Source organism: Hyphomicrobium sulfonivorans (assembly GCF_013306565.1).
In the GTDB taxonomy this organism is placed as follows: Bacteria; Pseudomonadota; Alphaproteobacteria; order Rhizobiales; family Hyphomicrobiaceae; genus Hyphomicrobium_A; species Hyphomicrobium_A sulfonivorans.
Window position 1 is genome coordinate 970,147 of record NZ_PZPO01000001.1, and the last position, 20,789, is coordinate 990,935.

The 20,789-nt window shown below is 61.3% G+C and carries 16 protein-coding genes and 1 tRNA gene; 10 read left to right on the forward strand and 7 right to left on the reverse strand.

Annotation, left to right across the window (positions count from 1 at the left end):
* Positions 1–151 precede the first annotated feature (151 nt).
* Positions 152–1,042 (reverse strand): sugar phosphate nucleotidyltransferase, encoded by an 891-nt coding sequence (locus C6Y62_RS04510; protein ID WP_173952917.1) that lies wholly within the window; start codon positions 1,040–1,042, stop codon positions 152–154.
* Positions 1,024–2,082: an NAD-dependent epimerase/dehydratase family protein gene (locus tag C6Y62_RS04515; RefSeq protein WP_173952918.1), complete on the reverse strand. Its 1,059-nt coding sequence runs from the start codon at positions 2,080–2,082 to the stop codon at positions 1,024–1,026. Before C6Y62_RS04515 ends, C6Y62_RS04510 begins: the two co-directional genes overlap by 19 nt.
* Before the next feature lie 166 nt (positions 2,083–2,248).
* On the opposite strand from C6Y62_RS04515, the gene rffA reads away from it, so the two are divergent.
* Both rffA and C6Y62_RS04525 read left to right on the forward strand, forming a co-directional pair.
* Complete coding sequence (rffA, locus tag C6Y62_RS04520; RefSeq protein ID WP_173952919.1) at positions 2,249–3,400, forward strand: dTDP-4-amino-4,6-dideoxygalactose transaminase; 1,152 nt, start codon at positions 2,249–2,251, stop codon at positions 3,398–3,400.
* Positions 3,401–3,638: 238 nt separating this feature from the next.
* Positions 3,639–5,009 carry a GumC family protein gene (locus tag C6Y62_RS04525; RefSeq protein WP_173952920.1) on the forward strand — a complete coding sequence of 457 codons (1,371 nt, stop codon included), beginning with the start codon at positions 3,639–3,641 and terminating at the stop codon, positions 5,007–5,009.
* A gap of 79 nt (positions 5,010–5,088) precedes the next feature.
* Here the strand turns inward: C6Y62_RS04525 and C6Y62_RS04530 are convergent, their stop codons facing one another.
* On the reverse strand, positions 5,089–6,162 hold the full coding sequence (locus C6Y62_RS04530; RefSeq protein ID WP_173952921.1) for a glycosyltransferase family 4 protein: 1,074 nt from the start codon (positions 6,160–6,162) through the stop codon (positions 5,089–5,091).
* A 286-nt stretch (positions 6,163–6,448) separates the two neighbouring features.
* Between C6Y62_RS04530 and C6Y62_RS04535 the strand changes: the two genes are divergently transcribed.
* From C6Y62_RS04535 to C6Y62_RS04555, 5 genes are all read left to right on the forward strand, one after another.
* A complete protein-coding gene (locus tag C6Y62_RS04535) occupies positions 6,449–7,870 on the forward strand; it encodes a lipopolysaccharide biosynthesis protein (RefSeq protein WP_173952922.1) in 1,422 nt (473 codons plus the stop codon).
* A gap of 168 nt (positions 7,871–8,038) precedes the next feature.
* Positions 8,039–9,304, forward strand: a complete 1,266-nt coding sequence (locus tag C6Y62_RS04540) for a hypothetical protein (RefSeq protein WP_173952923.1) — start codon at positions 8,039–8,041, stop codon at positions 9,302–9,304.
* Positions 9,288–10,367, forward strand: coding sequence for a glycoside hydrolase family 5 protein (locus C6Y62_RS04545; protein ID WP_173952924.1), 1,080 nt, complete (start codon positions 9,288–9,290; stop codon positions 10,365–10,367). The genes C6Y62_RS04540 and C6Y62_RS04545 overlap by 17 nt, the downstream gene beginning before the upstream one ends.
* A gap of 59 nt (positions 10,368–10,426) precedes the next feature.
* Positions 10,427–11,215 (forward strand): WecB/TagA/CpsF family glycosyltransferase, encoded by a 789-nt coding sequence (locus C6Y62_RS04550; protein WP_246274283.1) that lies wholly within the window; start codon positions 10,427–10,429, stop codon positions 11,213–11,215.
* Positions 11,216–11,478: 263 nt separating this feature from the next.
* Positions 11,479–11,554, forward strand: a tRNA-Thr gene (locus tag C6Y62_RS04555).
* Positions 11,555–11,607: 53 nt separating this feature from the next.
* On the opposite strand, the gene C6Y62_RS04560 is transcribed toward C6Y62_RS04555, so the two are convergent.
* A complete protein-coding gene (locus C6Y62_RS04560) occupies positions 11,608–12,570 on the reverse strand; it encodes a LysR family transcriptional regulator (RefSeq protein WP_173952925.1) in 963 nt (320 codons plus the stop codon).
* Between the two features lie 102 nt (positions 12,571–12,672).
* On the opposite strand from C6Y62_RS04560, the gene C6Y62_RS04565 reads away from it, so the two are divergent.
* From C6Y62_RS04565 to C6Y62_RS04575, 3 genes are all read left to right on the forward strand, one after another.
* The gene (locus C6Y62_RS04565; protein ID WP_083509453.1) at positions 12,673–13,005 is read left to right on the forward strand and encodes a hypothetical protein; all 333 of its coding nucleotides are present in this window, start codon (positions 12,673–12,675) and stop codon (positions 13,003–13,005) included.
* A gap of 308 nt (positions 13,006–13,313) precedes the next feature.
* Complete coding sequence (locus C6Y62_RS04570; RefSeq protein WP_173952926.1) at positions 13,314–15,116, forward strand: amidohydrolase; 1,803 nt, start codon at positions 13,314–13,316, stop codon at positions 15,114–15,116.
* Positions 15,117–15,236: 120 nt separating this feature from the next.
* Positions 15,237–16,304: a sensor histidine kinase gene (locus C6Y62_RS04575; protein WP_173952927.1), complete on the forward strand. Its 1,068-nt coding sequence runs from the start codon at positions 15,237–15,239 to the stop codon at positions 16,302–16,304.
* A gap of 43 nt (positions 16,305–16,347) precedes the next feature.
* Here the strand turns inward: C6Y62_RS04575 and C6Y62_RS04580 are convergent, their stop codons facing one another.
* From C6Y62_RS04580 to C6Y62_RS04590, 3 genes are all read right to left on the reverse strand, one after another.
* Positions 16,348–16,965, reverse strand: a complete 618-nt coding sequence (locus C6Y62_RS04580) for a response regulator (RefSeq protein WP_173952928.1) — start codon at positions 16,963–16,965, stop codon at positions 16,348–16,350.
* A gap of 371 nt (positions 16,966–17,336) precedes the next feature.
* On the reverse strand, positions 17,337–18,980 hold the full coding sequence (locus tag C6Y62_RS04585) for a heme biosynthesis protein HemY (protein WP_173952929.1): 1,644 nt from the start codon (positions 18,978–18,980) through the stop codon (positions 17,337–17,339).
* Between the two features lie 15 nt (positions 18,981–18,995).
* Positions 18,996–20,765, reverse strand: coding sequence for a COG4223 family protein (locus C6Y62_RS04590; RefSeq protein ID WP_173952930.1), 1,770 nt, complete (start codon positions 20,763–20,765; stop codon positions 18,996–18,998).
* Positions 20,766–20,789 lie beyond the last annotated feature (24 nt).

Below are 20,789 nucleotides of genomic sequence, written 5' to 3' on the forward strand. Positions count from 1 at the left end.
TCCTTTCTCTGTCTTCAACATCGGCGGCCGCCCGACCATGGGCTGAGACGCGCTGAGTGTTGTAGCAAGGATTGCCGGATATTCGAGAAAGTTAAAGAACGGATCGGCGGCAGCGCGCTGGTTCCCGCCGATCACGTCGCATTAGCTACGCCTATACTGCAGCTCTGATCTCGCCTGCGCGCTGCGCCAGCGCGTGGAGGTGCCGCGCGTAGTTGCTGCCCGCCCACCGATTAGCTGCGGTCTGCAATCTGTCCAGCCCTATCCAGCCCGCGTCGAAGGCGATCTCCTCCAGGCAACCTGGCTTGCGCGCGCCCTGACGCTCTATCTGCTGCACAAGTTGGGCAGCTTCCAGCAGCGAGTCCGGCGTCCCGGTATCGAACCACGTGTCGCTGTCTGGAATAAGCTCGACACGCAGGGCGTCGCGATTGAGATAGTCGCGATTGACGTCAGTTATTTCGATTTCACCCCGTGCCGAGGGCTGAACAGCGCGCGCAATTGCAGCCGCCGCGCCGTCATAAACATAAAGGCCGGTGACCGCATAGTTGGAGCGCGGGTGCTTGGGCTTCTCCTCGATCGAGGTTGCGGTGCCGTCGTCGCGCAGCGAGACGATGCCGAAAGCCTGGGGGTTCTGCACGGGGGTTGCAAAAACCGTTGCGCCGCTTGGACGGTCGAATGCCTTGCGCATCAGCTTTGCCGTTGCGCCGCCAAGGAACAGATTGTCTCCCAGCACCAGCGTCGACGGTTCGCCGCGAGTAAACTCGTCGGCGATGATCAACGCCTCGGCGATGCCCCGGGGCTCAGCCTGGGGAGCAAAGCGAATGCTGATACCGAACTGAGAGCCATCGCCCAGCAGACGCTGGAATGCATCGAGGCTTTCCGGCGTCGAAATCAGCATGAACTCGCGAACGCCGGCTTCCATCAGCAAGGAGAGCGGATGAAAGATCATCGGCGTGTCGTAGATCGGCAGCAACTGTTTGGAGATTACGCCGGTGGCGGGAAGCAGCCGCGTGCCGCGGCCCCCGGCTAGGAGGATGCCGCGCACGGGAGGCCTCCAACGCGCTTGATGATCTTGCCCTCAATGACAACATCTTCGATGCGGCTGCGCCACTCTTCCAGCGCGCGATACCAGTCCAGCGTCAGCGTATCGAGGCTGCGGCTGTGCGTGTTGGCTTGCAGCGCGTCTACGATTTCGCGGACGCCGTCTTCAATCGTCATTGTCGTGTGATAGCCGAGCGCAGCGATGCGATCGAATGAAACACGATATGAGCGCGTGTCGGGGTCGCCGTACCAGTCGATTTCGACATCGCGCGGAACCAGCTCTTTCACCCGGTCGGCGAGCGCGCGGATTTGCACGTTGAGGTCGTTTGAGCCAGCGTTGAATACGCGGCCATTGATTGCGGCTGCGTCGGCTTCCAGCATGAATTCCAGTGCGCGCGCCGCGTCGCGGACATGGATCATCGGGCGCCACTGCGTCCCATCGCGCATCAGCGCGAGCTTGCCCGTGCGCCATGCGGTTTCAGTCATGCCATTGACCGCAAGATCGAAGCGCATGCGCGGGCTGATGCCGAACAGCGTTGAGAAGCGCACAACGCCTACGGTGAAGTCGTCATCGGCCAGAGGGCGGATATCCTGCTCGGCGGCCAGATTGGCCTTGGCGTAGACGGTGAGCGGATTTGGCGTGCAATCCTCGTCGAGAATTTGGGAGGGTGGGAAGAAGCCGTAGATCGAGCACGACGACGGCATCACATAGCGCTTTACGCCAGCGGCCTTGGCCAGTCGTGCGTTGCGTGCGCGCGCCTGATGGTTGATCTCCCACGTCTCGTCGGTGAAGAGATCGCCCAACGGATCGTTTGACAGCGCGGCAAGGTCTATCACCGCGTCGACGCTTCTGAATGCGCTTGGTTCGAGCAAGCGCACATCGGTGCGCAGCTTCGTGAGATTGGGATGGTCAGCCAGCTTGTCGCTGCCGAAAAAATATCGGTCGACTGCAATAACGCGCTTGCCGCTTTCCAGGAGGCGCGGCACCAGGGTGCTGCCGATGTAGCCGCCTGCGCCGGTCACTAAAATTGTTTTGCTGGCCATGTCGATCCGTTCTGGAGTCCTAAGCTGAGTATCTTTCGGTAAACTATGCGCATAAGTGCTCCGTGCGCAGTCGGATATCGAGGCTATACTTAAAAGGTGCCGCGGCCCGTTTAGCTTTTAAAAACCTTGTTTTTAGGTCGCGTAGTTTCCTCGGGGAGAGAGCCTCTTGTCCGCATTCGTACCGTTTAACCGCGCGCCCGCAACTGGCCGAGAGTTGGAACTTATTGCCGAGGCGTTAACCGCGCGTCATATGGCCGCCGATGGGCAGCATTCGCGCTGGTGCCAAGCCTGGCTGAAGGACAAGCTGTCGGCGCCGCACGCGTTGCTGACAACTTCGTGCACCTCGGCGCTGGAGCTGGCCGCTCTCCTTTGCGGGATCGAGCCCGGTGACGAAGTTATCATGCCCTCGTTCACCTTTGTTTCGACGGCCAACGCGGTTGTGATGCGCGGCGGCGTTCCGGTGTTCGTCGATATTCGCCCCGATACGCTCAACATTAACGAAACGCTTATTGAGGCGGCGATCACCGAACGGACAAAGGCGATCTATGTCGTGCATTATGCGGCCGTTTGCGCCGAGATGGATGCGATCAACGCCATAGCGCGCAAGCACGGCCTGCTGGTGGTGGAGGATGCGGCCCAGGCTCTGCTGGCAACCTACAAAGGCCGCCCGGCCGGTACGCTGGCGGACATGGCCTGTTTCAGCTTTCACGAGACGAAAAACATCGTCAGCGGCGAGGGCGGCGCGCTGATCATGTCGACTGATGACCAATATGCGCGCTCCCGTGTACATGGCGAAAAAGGCACCAACCGCACCGCCTTCATGCTTGGCCAGGTCGACAAGTATACGTGGGTAGACAAAGGCGCATCGTTTCTGCCCAGCGAGATAACGGCCGCTGTATTGCGCGCGCAACTCGAGTCCGCCGACGAGTTCATCGCTGACCGCCTGCGCAGTTGGAACTTCTATCATGAAGCTTTTGCAGCGGCGGAGCAGGAAGGTTTGCTGCAGCGGCCAAAGGTTCCGGATGGATGTGTCCACAACGGACACATCTATTACGTGCTGCTGCCCAGCAACGAGCAGCGCAACGCCATGATCTGTGAGCTGAAGAAGCGAAATATCGGCTCAGCCTTCCACTATATCCCGCTGCATTCTTCGCCTGCCGGTCAGCGTTTCGGACGCAGCCAAGGCTCTATGGAGGTGACGGATACGCTGCCCGCAAGGCTTCTGCGGCTGCCGCTGTGGTGTGGCATGGGAAGTGCAGCGGAAGCAGCAGCCGATGCGCTATTGCAGGAACTTGAAGCGGGAAGGCGCGCCGCCTGATTAAGCCATCCCGTTTCGAAGCAATAGCGTTTCGGAAAGGCACGCCGGGTGCGGAGGTTTGCTCGAAAAAGCGAGTTCTCTGCGTCCAGCGTCGTCGGTTCAAGGCGATATGATTAACACTGAAACGCAAGCAGACGTGGCCGGCCTCGAAATGTCCCGCATACTGCACACGCGGGGTATTTTGTTTCTCACTGGCGCCTGAAGTTAAGCCGCGATGGCTCAAGGGAATAATGAAAAGATGTCGGCTGATGCCGCGCGGCCTGGCTATCATTGGAGCTTAGACCCGTATGACTGGGTCGCGATGCTGCGTGCCGGCGCCAGAACCATATTTCTGTTCGTCGCATTGGCTCTCGCTCTGGGCGTAGCGTATCTGCTGCTTGTTCCGCCGCGTTATACCGCCAGCACGGAAGTGTTTCTCGATCCGCGCGGTTTGCAGGTTGTGCAAAACGACGTTACGCCCCGTTCGGAAACGAATGAGCTCGCCAGTTCGCTGGTTGAAAGTCAGCTGCGTGTCGCTCAGTCAGAAGCGGTGCTCCGTTCCGTTGTGCAGGAATTGCATCTTGCGAGCGATCCGGAGTTTGTGCGCCCGCCGAGTTTTCTCTCAGGCCTTCGTGCAATGCTGTCGACTCCCGGCGGCGGGGAAGATGATGAAACGCGTGCGCTGCGCGAATTGGAGCGGGCGGTAAGCGTTCGGCGTGAAAGCCGCAGTTATGTGCTGGTGTTTACGGCGCGGACAGAAGATCCGATTAAGTCGGCGGACATCGCCGATGCTATGGCGAAGCTCTATATCGAGCGCGAAGTGAATGCGCGCGAGGCGGCCGCAGAGCGCATCGAAACATCGATGACGTCCCGTTTGAACGAGCTGGCTGACCGCGTTAGGCAGTCGGATAGTGCGGTTCAGACCTTCAAGGCGAAGCATAATCTCATTGGCTCTGCGGCTCGGCTTATGTCCGACCAGCAGCTGGAGGAGATGAACTCGCGGCTGAACGTCGAGCATGCGAATGTCGTGCAGCAGCGCGCGAGGATGGAACAGATTGATGCGTTGCTGAAAAGCGGCGCTGATCCCGATTCCAGTCTTGAGGCCGTGCAGTCGACGACCATTGCAAATTTGCGCGCGCAATATGCGCAGTTGATGCGGCGCTATGGTGCTGCTGAGGCGCTGTTGGGCAAGAAGCATCCTGAATTAAAGGTGCTGAATGAGCAGCGCGCGGCGTATCGGCGTTTGATCACCGAAGAGCTTAGGCGGATAGCAGCGGCGGCGAAATCGGAATACGAACGTGCCCTTGCCAGTGAGCGCGCGCTTAAGGGTGATCTTGAAACGCTGAAGCACACAACGATCCAGTCCAACGACGCTATGGTGAAGTTGCGAGAGCTTGAGCGTGTCGCCGATTCCAATCGGCAGATCTATGAAGCTTTTCTGGTCCGCGCGAAGGAGATCGGGGCACAGGGCCGCATCGATACGTCGAGTGCGCGCGTTATCGCGGAAGCTCTGCCGTCAGTTGATCCGTCAAGCCCGCGCGGCATGATACTTGTCATGGCGCTGGTGCTTGGCCTGATGTCGGGAGTCGGTTGGGTAGCGTTGTTCGGACGCCGCACTCGGTCTGCGTAGCTTTCAGAAGTAGCTTGCAGAATTAATAAAGGCGCCGCGGTGGGGCGCCTTCTAATTAGCCTCAAGCAGCCCCGCAATATCAGGCGGCGGCACGCTCGGCTGCAGGCGTCTCGACGGTGTCCTGCAAGGTCCTGTCGAGTGCAGATACGCAGGTTGCCCAGCCGTAATCGGCGCGCACGCGTTCGCCCGCAGTTTCAGCTTCGCTACGCAATTCATTGAGCGGTTTGGTCGCCAGATAGTCGGCCGTCAATGCCGCGCAATTCTGTTCGGGTACGAGGTGGCCCGCGTAGGTGTTTATCATCGAAGTGGCGCCGGCCAGATCGATGCAGATCGGGAACGCGGCGCATGCGATAGCTTCCAGAACGATCAGCGGAAATGAATCGACAGTGGAGAGATGCACCACTGCGTCGGAATTGCGGAGCACATCGGTGTACTGCTCTTCGTTCAGACTGCCGAGCAATGCGATCTGATCGCTGAGGCCCGCTGCTGCAATCGCTTCGGTCAGTCGTTGCAGGGTGGCATTGTCGGCAGAGCCGACGATGGTGGCAGAAAATTTGATGTCGCGCTGCTTCAGCAGTCGGCAGACTTCGACGAAATGAAACGTGCCCTTGCCTTCTGACAGGCGCGATACATGAGTCAATCGCAGCAGGTCGGTGGGCGCAGGTTCGGAGGGCTCTTTAGCGGCAAGAGCATTGCCGGCCAGGAACGTTCGCAGACTTGTTTGCGGCACGTTCTCGGGCAATGACAGTTCGTTCTTCTGTGTTGGCGACAACAACGCAATGCGGTCCGCCATGCGGAGCAATCTGTTGCTGAGCGTGCGCAGGCGGGGGTTGCTTTGGGATTTCCAGTTGGCGCCTAGATGCGGTGTTACAACTGTGCGGAAGCCCAGCAGCTTTGCCCACGGCAAATAGAACAGGTCCGGCAGGTTGGAGTATTGCAGCCAGAGGCAATCGGTTTCGCTGCGCTTACGGGCAAGGTTGGCCATGCCCTTCACCAGTCCGGGGAGCTTGCCTATCGACAGAAACGCTGTGTCGGCGTTCTGGTGGTGCACCTCGTGCGGTCCGTATAACGCCAGCGCCTTCTGGGCGCGGTTGCAGAACGCTTCCACACCACCGCGTTGGCCGGTTGAGCCACCCAAGAGAAGTACCTTCATCAAACCCCGCACAAACGCTGGTAATTCGCAGTCGCTTCGGCGCAAAAATGCGCGCGTTCCATGCCTTCGGACGTCGGCAGAGGAATATCAACATTCAGCCGCCGGTGGCGATTGTTATCATGTCGCAAACTTTAACAAATTCGTCACAAGTTGCCCCTCTTCGTGCCGAAGCCGGATTAAGATTAAGTTTGCATTCCATTGGTTTGGGAGCGCAGGGCGGGGGCGGCAGTAAGCCGCGCGGGCGCTGGCAAGATCAGTCGAAAGAACTAGGGCGTAGAGCGATTTTATGATCGGTCGGCACATCGCACTTTATTTCGGTTCGAAAGGACTCGCCGCGATCGTCAACGTGGTGACGATGGCTGTGTTTGTCCGCATCGGTGGGGCGGACACCTATGGCGGGTTCGTTCTGTTCACTGCAATCGCCACGATTGTTTATGGCGTCGCCATGCAGTGGCTGCGCTTCAGCTTCTTTGCCTGCTATCGCGAAGATGCTGGCGGCAACGGAATGATCGCCGCCTATCTTGTGACGCAGTTGGTCGGCCTGACGCTGGTGGGTGCGGGGCTTTGGCTGGCAACCGCTTTCGGGTTCATCACCGCAACCGAGGCGGTAGGCGTAGGCATCCTTGTCGCCGGCCTCGCCTGTTACGACGCCATGCATGAGATTGCCCGCACACGGCTGCACGCGGGGATCGTCGCGGTCGGCGTGCTCGTGCGATCTTTTCTGATGATTGCGCTAGGCGTCGCGGCGATCGTCATGGTGGGCACGGCGCTGTCATTGGCACTCGCCGTCGGGATTGCCCACATTGGCGCGGCGCTCGCACTGTCGGCCAGCATCTGGCGCATGGGCACACTGCGCTGGCAGCGTTCGGATATGCAGCAGCTTCTTATGTATGGCCGGCCATTGGTACCGGCGTTCGGCTTTGAAGCAGCGGGCAATCAGCTTGATCGCCTGCTGCTGGCGCGTCTCGGCGATCTGGCGGAGACGGGGCGCTATGGTGCGGTCTCGGATCTGTTCCGGCAGCTGCTGATTGTGGCGGCGGAGGCGATCGCGGGGGCCTACATGGCCATTGCCCGCAAGCATGTCATCGCAGGCGATCGGGCAAGTGCGGGCGAGGTGCTGGGGCAGGCGTTTCTTGCGTACGTCGCGTTGCTGACGTTCATCCCGCTGGGGTTTCTGCAGTTCTCTGCTCCGATCCTCGATCTCGTGTTTGGAGCCGATCTGCGTGTCGCGGTTGAGCCAGCTCTGCCGTTGATCATCGCGGCCTCGGTCGTGGCGGTATTAAGAGGATATTACTTCGGGCAGGTGGTGCACATTCTTCAGCATAGCCGCTTGCTGCTCGTTTCAACCGCGCTGCATGCCGCGACGGTTCTGGTGATCGGCGTCCTGGCAATTCCGCAGTATGGGCTGGCTGGCGCTGCGGCTGCACTGCTGCTTGGCAACGTGGTCGGATGCGCTGCGTTTCTCATCGTATGGCGTGACAACTTTGTGATGCGTTTACCCTACGGTAGCGCGGCCGTGATGGTGGGGCTCGGGCTGGCAGCTTATTTCGTCTCCGGTTTCGTGGCCGGTGGTTTTGAAAAAGCCTACGCAGGTCTGGCCTGCGGCATCGTTATCTTTGCCATCGCGGCGCTGATCGCTGCGCGTCGCTACAACCTGCTATCCTTTAACGCGCTCGTCGATCGCATCGCCAAGCGGGTTGCGGCATGAGACTGCGCTAATCGGGCGCGTCGTTATGGGTGACAGCGAAACATTTACGCTTGGGCGCCATGGGGTTTGACGGCGGAGCTCACGGCTGCGTATCTGGCCGCAAGGCGCGGGCGTAGGCTGCGCGCCCGGGATGAAAATCCGTGTGAGATGGAAGTCCGAAAGGCACCGATGCCGCTCGCCTCAATTGATGCTGCACCTCATAATCCGGCCGGTGTGCGATTGCATGCATTGGCTCAGAACTGGCTGGGGCCGCTCATCGTTGTCGGCGCGGTGTTTTTCAACGCCGGACTGGCGCTCATCAATGCGCAGGGAATAACTCTAGGTTCCGGTCCCGTCATCGCCATGGAGGTTATGCTGGTCGGCATGGCTGGCGCATGGTCGATGCTGCACTTCCGCGCCGAGATGAAGCCATGGCTGATGCTTGCCATGTTCGTGGTTGCGTTCGGCCTGGTGCGCATGATGGCGTTGGGGGACTTCAACCCGAAATTCATTCGCGATCTGGTGCTGCCGTGCGCGTTCGTCATGCTTGGCATAACGGTTTCGCAGCGCTCTGCCGTGCGCACAGTTATGGCGCTGCAAATCATCATTCTGATCGGCGTGCTCTGGGAAGCCGCTTCACTCGATACGTTCTCGTCGGTGCTGAACCCGAAAGAATACTACGTCGCCACGCGTGGCCTCGCGCTTGATGAATTCACGAATGCCGATTCCGATCTTTACATCAGCGCGACCCGTCCTGAAGAACGCTTCTTTCCGTTCTTTGGCTTGCACCGTCTGTCGTCGTTCTTTCTTGAGCCGGTGTCGCTCGGCAATTACGTGGTGACGATCACCGCATTCATCGTTGCGTTCTGGACCCGGCTGAGCGGCGGAGCGCGGACTTTCCTGATCCTCTCCACAATCATCATGCAGTTCGCTTCCGATGGTCGCTTCTCATTTGCGTCGTCGATGATGGTGATCGGTGCGGCCTGTTTTGTGCCTGAAGCCCTAAGGCGCGTTACGCCGCTGTTCATGCTTCCGTTGGCCGTCATCACCATCATGCTGATGTCGGGAATGCCGCAACTGCAAAGCACCGAGGACGATCTGCCTGGCCGCATCGGCTGGACACTTCGCATGTTACAGGACATGCAGATCGAAGACTGGATCGGTATGTCAGACCGCTTCCTGGCGCCTTCGGCTGACAGCGGCATCGTGTACCTCATCATCACGCAGTCGGTCTTTGGCGTCGCGCTGTTCTGGTGCATCGTTTCACTACAGCAAGGCGCAAGCCGCACATTCAGCCGCTATCGCATGGGGATCTGTCTGGCGCTTGCCGTAGGCTTGCTGGTCAGCAACGCTTTCGTTGGTATCAAAACCGCGGCGCCGATGTGGTTCCTGTTTGGTGCGGCGCTGGTGCTGCGTGATGAACAACGCGGGGCAAACGATGCCGCTGACGCGTAGAGAGTTTGTCGTTGGGGCTGTTGCGGTCTCGGCTGCTGTTGGCGGCGGCAGTGGTGCGTCGGTCGCGGCTGAACCCTGCACGGCACCTGCCGTGTCGCGTCTGGCGATGCGTGGCGCAAATCTGGCCGGAGCAGAGTTTGGCTCTAAGATGCCCGGCATCTTCGGGCAGGATTACATCTATCCCGCAGCGACGGACATCGAAGAGCTGCGCCGGTTGGGCTTCAATACGGTGCGGCTCCCGTTTCGCTGGGAGCGGCTGCAGCCGTTGCTGGATGGGCCGTTCGATGCTGCGGAATGGCAGCGCCTCAGCACTGCGGTGTCGACGATCGAAGCCGCCGGCATGCGTGTGGTTCTCGACGTACATAATTTCGCTCGCCGCCGCGTTGCCGCTGATGGGTTCGCGACCGACCATCTCATCGGATCGGAGCAGGTGCCAACGCGCAGCTTTGTATCGTTCTGGAGTGAGCTGGCGCAACGGTTCAAAACATCGCCCGATGTGGCTCTTGGGCTGATGAATGAACCATACGGCATAGCCGCTACGGACTGGCTGCCGATCGTGAATGCAACGGTTGCGGCCATACGAGCGCGTGGCGCTCAGAACCTCATACTTGTGCCGGGTGTTGCCTACACGGGCGCCCACAGCTGGTTGTCTAGCGGCAACGGCGCGATGGCTGGCGTGGTCGATCCCGGCAATAACTTTGCGATCGAGGTGCATCAGTATCTCGACGTCGATTCGTCCGGCACATCTGCGCAAACGGTCAGCCCGACGATCGGATCGCAGCGGATCGCTGCCTTTCAGGAATGGGCACGGCAAAACGGTTTGCGCGCGTTCCTGGGGGAATTTGCAGCCGGCAATGACGCTACCGGCCGCGCGGCGCTGATAGATCTCATGGCTGAGATGGAGCGCAATGGGGATGTGTGGATCGGCTGGACGGCCTGGGCGGCTGGGCCATGGTGGCCGAACGATTACATCTTCAGGATCGGCGGTTCATCGCCGCCCGATATTTACACACGGACGCTGTCTGAATTTGCGCGCGGCGCCAAGGCGTGCGGGTCACGATGACTGAAGAACGGATCGGGCTTATGCGAAGCCCCAAGTGATTTGAGTGGTGGAATACGCGAATGGAAAATGCACAACGCGTGGACGAAGTGCGGATCGACGGCTGGCGGGTGAATGTTCCGACGCAAGCAGCCGCGATTGATCTCGTCTCGGAGGCGATGCAGAAGGCGCAGAACTGCACAGTCTTCACGCTCAATCTTGACCATCTGGTGAAGCTGCGCGAGGACGCCAAGTTTCGCGATGCGTATGGGCGGGCGACGTTCGTCACCGCTGATGGCGCGCCGGTTGTGCGCATCGGGCGGCGTACGTGGCCGGAGCTGGAGCGCACGACGGGCGCCGATCTGATGCTGCCGCTCAGCGTGGCGGCAGCAGAAGCCGGGCAACCGGTGTTTCTGTTCGGCAGTTCCGATGAGGTGCTGGCGCGCACGCGGCAGGTGCTGGCCGAGGCGACCGGCGGCAAGCTGAACATCGTTGGCGCGGTATCGCCGCCGCGCGGCTTCGATCCCGAAGGCGAATTGGCGGATCAATACATCGACGACATCCGCCGTTCGGGCGCGCGATTGTGCTTCGTGCTGCTGGGGGCGCCCAAGCAGGAGCTGTTTTCCGTACGGGCAGCGCGGGCGGGTGCCGGCTGCAGTTTCATCTGCGTTGGCGCGGCGGCGGACTTTCTGGCCGGGCTGGCGGTGCGCGCGCCGGAGTTCGTGCAGCGGCTGGGGCTGGAATGGTTCTGGCGGCTGGCGCAGGAGCCGCGCCGCCTTGGGCCGCGCTATGCCAAGTGCGCGCTGCTGCTGGCGCGGCTGGAGCTGAGGCGTCTGACCGGAGCGGGCACGGCCGCCCAGACGCCGGGTTAGGCCAGGCCGGGATTACGGGTGCGGTGCTCCGCGGAGTGTTTGCAGCCATTGACGGGCCGGATACAGGCACAGGGCCAGTGGTTTTTGGCCACAGGACGCTTAAACCGGTGGCCTTGCAGGTTAATCGCCATCGGGCATCTTGAACGGGCGGCCAAGTTAGTCTATTCCGGCTCGCACCGCGCCACCCATTGGGAGGCCGGCGCCGGGCTGGCGGCGTTTGCCAGCCGCGTGAGCCGTCTTTGGCCCGCGCTTTTGTTTGGATTGCCGCTTTAGCTCAGTCGGTAGAGCACGTCATTCGTAATGACGGGGTCAGGTGTTCGAGTCACCTAAGCGGCACCACTCCTTCTTCCCCAGCCGACAAGGCAGATCCTGCGCCCGCGTTTTCGTTAGGCTTAGATGTCCAGTCGCCCGGCAGCGCGCAGCTTTGCCCGCTCTTCCACCGATACGCGCATGATAGTTTCCCGCAGCCACACGTGGGCGGGATCGCGATCATAGGATGCATGCCACAGCAGTGATGTGGTGAGTTTGGGCAGCTCTATCGGCGGCGGGCTGAGGCTCAGACCAAGCTGATCGGCAAAGTAGATCGCGAGCCGTGCGTGCATCGTGGTCAGCACCGGCGATCCGGCAACCAGAAACGGCACGGCGACGAAGCGCGGCGTCACCAGCGCGACATGGCGTTTAAGGCCCATTTGCTCGAGAACTTCATCCACCACGCCGCGTTCGCCCAGCCGCAAGCTGGTCAGCACGTGCGGCACACGAACGTAATCTTCCAGCGAGATGGGCGTCTCGATGTCGATTTTCTGGGCGTTGAACATGACGAGATAGCTGTCGGTGGCCAGCACGCGCCGCTTGTGATGCGCCTGCCCACCGGCGAATGCGCCGACGCCGATACCAAGATCGAGGCGGTCGGCGTCCAGGTGGTCGAGCAGGCCCTGCCCCTCCGCGGCGTAGAAGCGGAAGCGGATGCCGGGGGCATGGGCGCACACGTAGGTCAGCAGCGCGGGGCCGACGAGAACCTCGACGCTGTCCGGTAGGCCGATGCGGAAAACCCGCTCCGCCGTGGCGGGATTGAACGTTTCATCGCGCGAAACCAGCGTTTCGATCTGCGCCAGAGCAATCCGCACCGGGTCGGCCAGCGCCAGCGCGCGCGGGGTTGGCTGCATGCCCTTGGGGCCGCGTGTCAGCAGTTCATCGCCGAACAGGTCACGCAGGCGGGCCAGATTGTGGCTCATGGCCGACTGCCCGATGCCGATGCGCGCGGCGGCTTTTGTGACGCTGCGCTCAGCCAATAGCGCGTCGAGCGCGACCAGGAGATTGAGGTCGACCCGAGCTAAATTGATATGGTCGATAGGCATTATCGATCCAATCGGTTGGACTAATGATGCTCCTGATATCATGTTGCGTTGCAGCAGGCCAGCGGGTGTCGCTTCGGCCTGAAGCAAATCAAGGAGATGACTATGAGCTTTGCGAAAGTAGCTGCAACCGCCGCCGTCGCCCTCGCTGTGATCGGCTCCTTCGCCAGCGGATCGGCCTTCGCCGACACCCCGCGTGCCAAGTCGATCAACCTCGGCGCCATGAACGGCGTCGCTTACTACACCGAGGAAGCTGGCAGCTTCCGCGTGGTTGCGACGCTGGCCCAGCGGGAAGGTATGCCGATCCGCGTCGAGACTCTGCTGGCACCCGGCCAGACAGTCGTGCTGTCCACCGCGAAGGGGCAGTCGGGTCTTGAGAGCGTTGAGCTCTCGCGCCAGGCAGACGGCCTGACGGTGCGCCCGGTGGTCTCGAACTAAACCGACGACGGTCGAACGGCAGATACTCAAAGGCTCGGCGCGCAAGCGCCGGGCTTTTTTGTTTGCGAAAGCGTGCTCAGCGGATTTCGGCTGCTAGCCGCGCGATGGGTTCGGCGTCGGTAGTCGCGCAGCAGTCATCCTGCGGCGGCTGGAATGTATAAAGTTTGCACGGACAGGAACGGTTTTTTTAGCACTAACATTTCAGTGTCGGCTCCAGCAGCCCGCGTCTATCGACAGCGCCGGTTGTGGGCGGCACCGCCTGCAGGCAATGGGCTGATGCGGAGTGCCTCAAACGGAGACGCGTCTGCATGTGCCGTTTTTGTGTGGGAACCATCTTTACGGACAAGGCCCTCTATCACGGCTGGCCGGTTGCCAATACGGCGTCACGGCTGAACGGCGGCCCGTCGCGTCGAAATTTCATGGCGCTCGCCGGAGCGGTTGCCGGAACCGCGGGGCTTGGGCTGCCGTCCGTTACAGCACGTGCGCAATCGAAAGCGGCTGCGGGGGCGGACATCATATTCCGCGGTGGCACGGTTATTCCGATGGCCGCAGGTGGTGCCAAGCAGGCTGAGGCGATTGCGTTGCGCGATGGCAAGATCATCGCCGTTGGCTCGCAAGCCGATATTTCTGGGTTGCAGACTTCCAATACCAAGCTGATCGATCTGGATGGCCGCACGCTGTTGCCGGGCTTTGTCGATCCGCATCAGCATTCTTGCTTCGTGGCGCTGTTTTCTGAGCTGCTCGCGGACGTCGGTTACATCAAATATCCCACACGCGCCGAGTTGATGGCGGGCTTGAAGGCGATGGACGCCAAGCTTCCGGCAGGTGAATGGTTGCTGGCTTACGACTTCGACAACTTGCTGCAAGGCGGCGATCTTTCGATGACGGAGCTGGATGGAATCTCGAAGGATCGGCCGATCTTCATCTGGTACATCAACATGCACGACGGCGCGGCCAACTCGGCTGCGTTCAAGATCGCGCAAATCCCTGATGATGTGGGCGTGCTACCGGGCGGTGGTCACTTCGGGCGCGGTCCGGACGGAAAGTTCAACGGGCTCGTCTATGAAGAGAGCGCGATGTTGAAGTTCGTCACCAAGGCGCTGCCGAAGATCACGCCGGCGATTTTTGAAAAGGCGATGATCGACTACTTCAAAACCAGTGCGGCACTTGGAAACACGACGACGCATGAGCCGGGCACCATTCAACCGGATTGGATTGAAGGACTGGAGAAGCTGACGGCACATGGCACGGGGCGTCTTAGTGCCAGCCTGATGTATAGCGATATGAAGTCCGGCGATGCCTATCGCGACTACGGGCGCGGCGCCAAGGCATCGCTGTTTCCGAACTCGCGCTTCTCACTGTTTGGCATCAAGATCATTGGTGACGGCTCAAACCAGACCGAGACTGGCGCGCAGACGCAGCCCTATCTCAACTCGGACAAGAAGGGCTCGCCGAACTATCCGCCCGCTGAGCTGAAGACGATGGTGGCGGCGGTCAAGGCTGCGGGTTGGCCGGTGCAGATCCACTGCAACGGCGATGCAACGATCGACTATGCGCTGGATGCCATTGAAGCTGCTTACGGCGCCAATCCTGCAACCGGCATTAATCGCATCGAACATTCGACGATGGCGCGGCCCGACCAGCTCAAGCGCATGAAGGCGCTGGGTGTGCAGCCCACTTTTCTCATGAACCACGTGTTCTTCTATGGCGCGGCGTATCGCGATCAGCTTTTTGGCCCTGAGCGTGCAGCGTTCATGGACCCGGCGGGCGCATGCGTTCAGGAAGAACTACCGTTCACGCTGCACACCGACGGACCGTGCTCGCCCCTGGGCGCGTTGCGACTGGTGCAAACTGCGGTGACGCGTCGCTGCGTGGTCGATAATTCCGTCGTCGGGCCCGACCAGGCAATCACGGTTGAGGAAGCCATTCGCGCGGTTACTTCTCAGGCTGCGGCGCAGATCGGCCAAGCTGATCGCATCGGTTCTCTGGAAGCCGGCAAGGAAGCAGATCTGGTGCTGTTGGAGCAGGACCCGTTCAAGGTTGCGCCCGACGACATCATGAAGATCAAAGTTTCGGAGACCTGGGTGGCGGGCGAAAAAATATTCGGGTGATATCGGCTGCCACGGCGCTGCTGAATTCCTGGCAGCGCTCGAGTTGAACATGGATGCGTAACAAGAGGTCATCGGCGGTTGCGTGCGATGGCCTCGATCACCGTACCGGCGGGTTCGAGCATGAGCCATAGTTGGTGGCACGACATGCCATTGCGGCAGCAGCTTATGGTGCCGATTACGATCGCTGTCGCGGTCGCAATTCTGGTTGCGATTGTGGTGCTGGCGTATGGGGCGCCGCAATGGAGCTATGGTGCGCTGCTGGCGTTGTGGCTAGCGATATCTGCTCCGTGTTTGCTGATTGTGTATGCGGTGCTTGCATGGCGTTTGCAGCCGCTTGAGGCGATGGCGCGCGTGGCGGAGCAGGAAGATCCTTCGGAGCATCTTGCAGGCAATACGGTTGCGCCTGAATTGGCGTTGATAGCGGGGCGCATCAACCATCTGCTCGCGGCGTTGTCGGAGGCAAAATCGCTGAACGTGCAATTGCACCACAATGCTTCGGAACTGCAGGAAGCAGAGCGTCGGCGCATCGCCAATGAACTGCACGACGAAGCGGGACCATGTCTGTTCGGCATATCCGCAAACCTTTCTTCCATTCGGCGGATAGCGGATGGATTGGAAGGCGAGCAATCGGAAAAGCTGTTGCAGCGCGTGGCGGAAATTGACGACATCACCAGTCGTCTGAAATCGTTCAACCGCGATATGCTGCGCGCGCTGCATCCGGTTCAGCTCGGTCAGGTGCCACTGTCTGATGCGGTCAGCAGTCTTGTTTCCGGTTTTCGGCGCCAGCATCCGGACACAGTATTCACATTCGAGGTCGATGCGCTTGCGGATGGATATGGCAAGGATGTGGATCTGGCTATCTATCGCGCGGTGCAGGAAGCAATCACCAATGCGTTGCGTCACGGCGATGCCGGGCGTGTGGACATAACGTTGAGTGCAACGCGTGCGTATGCAGCCGGTGGTGCGGAGCAGGCAAATGCTTCGCGATTGATCCGCCTCAACGTGCGAGACAACGGTTCTGGCGTTGCGTCGCAGCCGGATGCAGGGATCGGCCTCACCGCCATGCGTGACAGGGCGCGTGGCCTTGGCGGCAGCGTTGCGATTGAAAACGTATCGACGGGCGGAACGGATGTCACCGTAACGATACCGGTTGTTGCACCGATGGTGGACGGTCCACGCGCCGGCTAAGCGCTGGCCTTGATGCAGCCCGGCTGCGCGCACCTCTGCCCGTTCAAACGATCTTCTGTTCGACCGCAATACGGATGAGCTGCATCGGCGTGCGCGCGCTGAACCTGTTGCGCAGGGCAGCGCATGTCATCGCAACGGTTTTGTACGAAACGTTGATGAGCGCCGCGATCTCCGACATGCTCTTGCCCTTGGCAAGGAGACGCAGAACTTCCCGCTCACGCGCGCTCAGTGCTGCGCCGGTATCGCTTGTGCCGACGCGCAGAAACGCGATCTGCTGCGCAAGATCCGGTGCAAGCGCGTGTCCGCCGCGATGAACGGTGCGGATTGCGTTGATGAACGCTTCCGGCTCGTCGTTCTTGCAGAAATAGCCGCGCGCGCCGCATTCGATTGCCTGAGCTGCGAACGCGGATTCGTCATTGACGCTGAACATAAGAATGCGCGCCGACGGGCAACGCGCCAGCAGCCGCCGCACGAGTTCGAAGCCGGATACGTCGGGGAGATTGATGTCGATGACAGCAACGTCGGGCTGCTCGTCGAGGAAAAGCGCAAGGGACGTGCCCGCGTCGCGCGCTTCCAGCATTTCCATATCGTCGGCATGGCTGAGTAGTGCACGGCACCCAGCCAAGACGATTGGATGATCGTCAACGATCAGAACCTTCACTGGATGGATCTTTCATGGAACCCAGGGGCAGGTAACATTGACATTAAGTCCTGCCTGATCCGGGAAATCAAGGCCAGTAGTCTAAGGTTCGAGGTGGTGGCATTCGGCGATGAGAGATAGGCAGCCCTGGCCGCAATCGTCCGCGCAATCTGCGGGCGAGTTGGGACAGGCTGGAGCTGGCGAGGGTGGCGGGTGTTCTGAAGTGAAAATCAGGCGACGGTCAAAGAACCAGCTTGGTTCTGGAGGCGTTGACCGTCGGACTTCAGCGCCAGTCGCATTCGGAAACCAGAGCGCGTATCGCCACGCTGAGATGGGATCGCGCTCTAGTTGTTTTGGTCCGGTCGTTGTCTGGCCCGCGCTCAGGCTTCCGGTCAGGCGCTTTGCGGGCGCAGCGGGCCGGATGCATCATGGTCGTCAGCGTCCGGTCCCGGATCGTCAGGCGCACGTGCACGTGAGAAGTCGTTGCCCTTTGGCGTTGTGTTGGCGCCCTGCGCGCCGGTCCGCTGAGAAGCTGACTCCCCGTTGCGTGTGCCGCTGCCGGAGGTGCCGGTGGTCTTGACGGTTACGGCGTCGGACTTGTCCCATTTGCCGGATGATGCAGCCGATGACGCTGCGGGCTTTTCATCCTTGCGCGGTGGTTCCGCGGACTCCGATTGCTCATCGGCGGGGCGCACGCCAAGCGCCATCAACTCATCGAGTTTGCTGGCGATCAGTTCGCGCTCGCCCTTATCCATGGCTTCAACCGGCACGCGCCACTGGAACGCGTCGAGAGCACCCGATACCGGCGAAACCGGCATCCAGCGTTCGGCGACGAAGCCATCGGCGGTCCATACCGGATCGCGCTCGGCGTGGACAGCACGCGCCAGCCACTCACGGATGCGGCCCTTGTCGGCGTGCTGTTCGCCTTCGATGCGCGCCATCAGGGTGGCGACGCGCTGTGTCATGCGCTCGGGGATCAGCGGTTCCAGTGCATCGCGCGCGGTGTCGAACTGGCGGGCCTCAATGGCTGCAGTCGCAACTGCAATCGGGCTTTCCAGCGAGTTGGGGCTGAGCGCTGCAAGCTGGCGTACGCGCTCCAGCCGGTCGCGCGGGCTGTCGCCGATGCGCGCATAGGCATAGGCGGTGGCAAGGTCGGGATGCGGCGCGCGAGACCAGGTGCGCTGGATGATCTTGGCCGCGCGACCGGTGTTGCCGCGCGAGGCGAGCAGGCGCCCGGCGATTGCGGCGGCAGGCACGAGATCGGGCGCCAGGGCGTGGGCCTCGGTCGCCAGATTTAGCGAGCGTTCCGGGTCGCTGGTTTCGGCGGCCTGAGCCTGTGCGGTCAGCAGCACGGCGCGGCGACGATCCGCTTGCGCACGGTCGACGTGGCCGTTCTTGCGGGCGATGGCCAGCGTTTCGAGAGCACCATCCCAATCACCATCGCGGCACTGGATGTCGAACAACGCGTCCACCGCCCAGGCAAGCTTGGGATTCAGCGCAACGGCACGCTCGGCGAAATGCAGGGCGGCTTCGCGTTCGCCTTCGCGCTGGGCTTCAAGGAACAGTCCGCGCAGGCCAAGCTGCTCGGTATCGGGAGCTGCAAGCATGGCCTCAAAGATACGGCGCGCGGTGGTGCGGTCGCCGGACAGCTGCGCCGCCTGAGCACGCAACAGATGCGTCAGCGGCTCGTTGGGCAGCGACTTGCGCGCCTGAATTGCGGAGCGCATGGCAGCGGCCTTGTCGCCGGCGCCGAGTGCGATCATGCCGCTGGACAACGCATCGATGCCCAGCTTCTGGCGGCGCTTGTTCAGCACGTTACCGACGGTTGCCGGACTGTGCCAGACGTTGCGCAGTATCGACCAGATGAACAGCGCGGACGCAACGAGCGCCACGAAGATCACCGCCGCCCGGAACACGCTGGTTTCAACGCGATAGCCCTGCCAGTAGAGCACCAGCTCTCCAGGACGATCGGCGAGCCATGCAAGCCCGGTTGCGATGAGTGCAATTCCGATGAGGAATGCGATGAGACGCAGCATGCCGAGACCTGACTTTTACTGAGCGGTGTTGTCGTCGGCCGGTGCCGGAGCGGCAGCCAGCGATGACTTGAGCTGGGTTTCAACGGACGCAAGAGCGTGCTCGACGGTGTTGCGGGCTTCCACCTTCTTGAGGAAGTCCGCCGCAGCATCCTGAGCCGGAGCCGGCAGCGTCTTGGCTTCCTTCAGAACGTCGGCGAGGCGGTCTTCCTCCAGCGCAGCTTCCATGCGCGCAACGACGGCCTCGATGCTCTTGTCCTCTGGCGCGTGATCGGTGCGGCGGACGCGCACGACGGACTTGGCGCCCGCGAGCAGGCGATCGACGATCGATGCTTCGGCGTTGTGATCTTCAGCGTCGATGATCTTGTAGGCCACCGGCTTGAAGGCGTCGCGCAGCTCGGCAGTGGTATCAACGCCGTCCAGTGCGAATGGCTTCAGCGGTGACAGGTCCACGATGTTGCCCGCAATCTTGGAGGTTTCTTCCAGCTCCGGCGCGAACGAGTTGCCGGAGTAGATGGCGCGCTTCAGGTTGGCGAGTTCTAGCGACAGCACGATGCGTTCAGCGGTCGATTTGCGGGCGCCTTCGCTCTGCAGAACGGTTTGCACGTCCTTATGCAGTGCTGCGAGGCGGCTCGTGATCGGGTTCACGGCGGTAGAGACTTCATCTGACTTGGCGAAGTCGGTCAGGCGCGTGTCGATCTCGGTCTTCAGGCGCTTGATTTCTTCCTGCGTCGAGCGGATTGCGGCCGCAACGCGATCGTCTTCCGATTTCAGCGACGACACGCCGGTGACGATCTCGGCGTTCTCAGCCTTGATGGTCGAAAGTTCGCGATCGATGCGCTGCGTGCCGGAGCGTGCGGCTTCGGCAACCTCGGCAGCGGCGGTGAGGCGCGTGTCGATCTGCTGTGTCAGGTTCTTGCGTAGCGCGTCTAGCTGATTGCCGAGCGTGGCTTCGAGGTCAGCTAGCTTGCCGGTCAGTGCCGCGAGCTGCGGAAGCTGGCCCGCGTTTGGATCGTTGGCGGCGGCGGTGGACATCAGTGCAAGCTGATCTTCCAGCTTGGCGATGCGCTTGCCTGCATCCGAATCCGATCCCTGCGTCAGCACCTTGTCGCTGATATTGCCGACAGCGGTGCTCAGGTCAGCCTGCTTGCGCGTGACGCCTTCGATGTTTGCGTTGAGCTGTTCAACCTGGCCGAGCTTGGCCTCAGCGGCCGCAATGCGCGTGGCGAGTTCCGGATTGACGGCGTTCTGCGCCTGGCTGGTCTCAACCGCACCGAGGCGCTGTTCAAGCGCGCTCAAGGCCTGCGACTGCTGCCGGTTGAGATCGACGCCAAGATGATTGGCGATCTGGTCGCCAGCGAACAGCGCGATGGCGCCACCCGCAACGCCAGCGGCGATGTGGGAAATGAAGCTGCCAATGCCACCGCGACGGGTGCGTTGAGCCGGTGCTTCCTTGGCGCCGGTGGCTGTAGCCGATGCCTTGGGAGTATCTCCACCCTTGGCCGCCTTGTCGGCAGAAGTGGCGTCGGTCTTCGCGGCTGTGCCCGATGCCGACGTTGCGGCAGAAGCAGCAGCGGCGCTGGCTTCCGTTTTACCGGTCGCGGCGGTTTCGCCGGGCTTGGCTGAAGCGGCCGCAGCCGCAGCGTCCTTCGGCGCGTCCTTGTCCTTCGCCGTCTCGGGCGGCGTGACGTCCTGCGCCTTGAGATCAAGCGTAGCGTGAGGGCGGTTGCCCTGCTGAGACGCTGAACCTGCCGGCTGCTTGCCGGGCCCGTTTTTGTTCGCAGTCATGTGTGCAAGTACCTCGCAGCGGAC